Origin of the sequence: Cellulomonas septica (assembly GCF_012396155.1) — a bacterium.
In the GTDB taxonomy this organism is placed as follows: Bacteria; Actinomycetota; Actinomycetes; order Actinomycetales; family Cellulomonadaceae; genus Cellulomonas; species Cellulomonas septica.
On the sequence record NZ_JAAXOY010000579.1, the window covers coordinates 1 to 2310 of the forward strand.

1 protein-coding gene and 1 pseudogene are annotated in these 2310 nt (G+C 71.8%); one reads left to right on the plus strand and one right to left on the minus strand.

Annotated features, from left to right (window positions below):
• Positions 1-404, minus strand: a pseudogene (locus HGA02_RS16790) (hypothetical protein); the annotation flags it as partial.
• Positions 405-926: 522 nt separating this feature from the next.
• Between HGA02_RS16790 and HGA02_RS16795 the strand changes: the two are divergent.
• Positions 927-2246 (plus strand): bifunctional o-acetylhomoserine/o-acetylserine sulfhydrylase, encoded by a 1320-nt coding sequence (locus HGA02_RS16795; RefSeq protein WP_168680295.1) that lies wholly within the window; start codon positions 927-929, stop codon positions 2244-2246.
• The last annotated feature ends 64 nt before the right edge of the window (positions 2247-2310 follow it).

The following is a 2310-nucleotide window of genomic DNA, read 5'->3' on the forward strand; positions in this document are numbered from 1 at the left end:
CGACCTTCTCCCAGTGGAGCAGGTCGTCGGTCTTCGCGGCGGCGAGGTGGCTGCCGAACACCCAGATCTCGTCGTCCGCCGTGACGACCGACGGGTCGTGCACGGAGACGTCCTGGAAGGTCGGCGGAGCGCTGGACGGCGTCGGCGGCGGCGACCTTGGCGGCCTCGGCGGCGGCGAGCGCGACGGTGTAGTCCTCGCCGGCCTTCTGGACGGCCAGCTGGGCGGCGTCGGACTGCGCGGAGAGCTGCGCGAGGCGCAGCTCCATCTCGGCGACGGAGCGGGACGCGGCGTCGACCGCGCGGCGCGCGTCGCGGACGTCCTGCGCGGACGGGGGCGTCGGGTCGGCGGCGGCGACGTCGGCTCCGATGATCCCGGAGGTGGCGACGACGACCGCGGCGGTCACCAGCCGGAGGGTCCGCCGGGGCACCCGGCGTCGGCCCTCGTCGGCACCGAGCACGCTGTCGAACCGCACCACTGCACTTCCTCCGGACGCTCGCACGGGCCCCTCCCCGGGCCTGTTCGCGGTTCGACGCTACCCACGTGAGTCACAGAAGTGAACACAAGTCACACGAGCAACACGAGTCACACCGTTGTGGTTAGGGACGTATCGGACGAACGCTCACCCGTTCGGCCGAGATCGCCCTGTCGGGGCGTCGCGCACCCGTTCCGCTCGTCTCACATCACGGGACGGCTGTGTCATCCTGCGGATGGTCGCTCGTACTCTCGGTCCCATGACCCGTCGAATGTGTCGCTGACCAGCGCACGTTCGGCATGCCCGCGGACAGGTGACCGGTCGCCCCGGCCCCCCGCGACGAGCCAGACGCTCGACACGTGCGCCCCTCCACCCCCTTCCGCGGGACGGACGTCGGCTGCCCGAGCTCCCCGCGGACCGAGCACCCACGGATCCCCGAGAGAGAGCAGACCGATGAGCAACGAGAGCTGGAGCTTCGAGACCCGCCAGATCCACGCGGGCCAGGCCCCCGACGCGAGCACGGGCGCGCGTGCCCTGCCGATCTACCAGACGACGTCGTACGTCTTCGACTCCGCGCAGCAGGCCGCGGACCGGTTCGCGCTCAAGGAGCTCGGCCCGATCTACACGCGCATCGGCAACCCGACGACCGAGGTCGTCGAGAACCGCATCGCGAACCTCGAGGGCGGCGTCGGCGCGCTCCTCGTCGCCTCGGGCCAGGCGGCCGAGACGTTCGCGATCCTCAACATCGCCGAGGCGGGCGACCACGTGGTCGCGAGCCCCTCGCTCTACGGCGGCACGTACAACCTGCTGCACTACACGCTGCCGAAGCTCGGCATCGAGACGACGTTCGTCGAGGACCCGCACGACGCCGAGTCGTGGCGCGCGGCCGTCCGCCCCAACACCAAGCTGTTCTTCGCGGAGACGATCCCGAACCCGAAGTCCGACGTCCTCGACATCGAGCTCGTCGCGGACGTCGCGCACGAGAACGGCGTCCCCCTGATCGTCGACAACACCGTCGCGACGCCGTACCTCATCAACCCGCTGCAGTGGGGCGCCGACGTCGTCGTGCACTCGGCGACGAAGTACCTGGGCGGGCACGGCTCCGCGATCGCCGGCGTCATCGTCGACGCGGGCCGCTTCGACTACACCGCCGACCCGGAGAAGTTCCCGGGCTTCAGCAAGCCCGACCCGTCGTACCACGGCCTGGTCATCGGCGAGGCGCTCGGCAAGGACGGCGTCTTCGGCGTCAACCTCTCCTACATCCTCAAGGCGCGCATCCAGCTCCTGCGCGACCTGGGCGCCGCGGCCTCGCCGTTCAACGCGTTCCTCATCGCGCAGGGCATCGAGACGCTGTCGCTGCGCGTCGAGCGGCACGTCGCGAACGCGCAGAAGGTCGCCGAGTGGCTCGAGGCGCGCGAGGACGTCGTGACGGTCCACTACGCGGGCCTCGAGTCGTCGCCGTGGCACGCCAACCAGCTCAAGTACGCGCCCCGCGGCGCGGGCGCCGTCCTGGCGTTCGAGATCGAGGGCGGCAGCGAGGCGGGTCAGGCGTTCGTGTCGGCGCTCGAGCTGCACTCGAACGTCGCGAACATCGGTGACGTCCGCTCGCTCGTCATCCACCCCGCGTCGACGACGCACAGCCAGCTCACGCCCGAGGAGCAGCTCCGGTCCGGCGTGACGCCGGGCCTGGTCCGGCTCGCGGTCGGCATCGAGCACGTCGACGACATCCTCGCCGACCTCGACGCGGGCTTCCGGGCCGCCAAGGGCGCCTGACCCGTGCCGTCGTCCCCGCCGCCGCCCCACGGCGAGCCCGCCCACGGCTCGCCCGCCGCGCGCG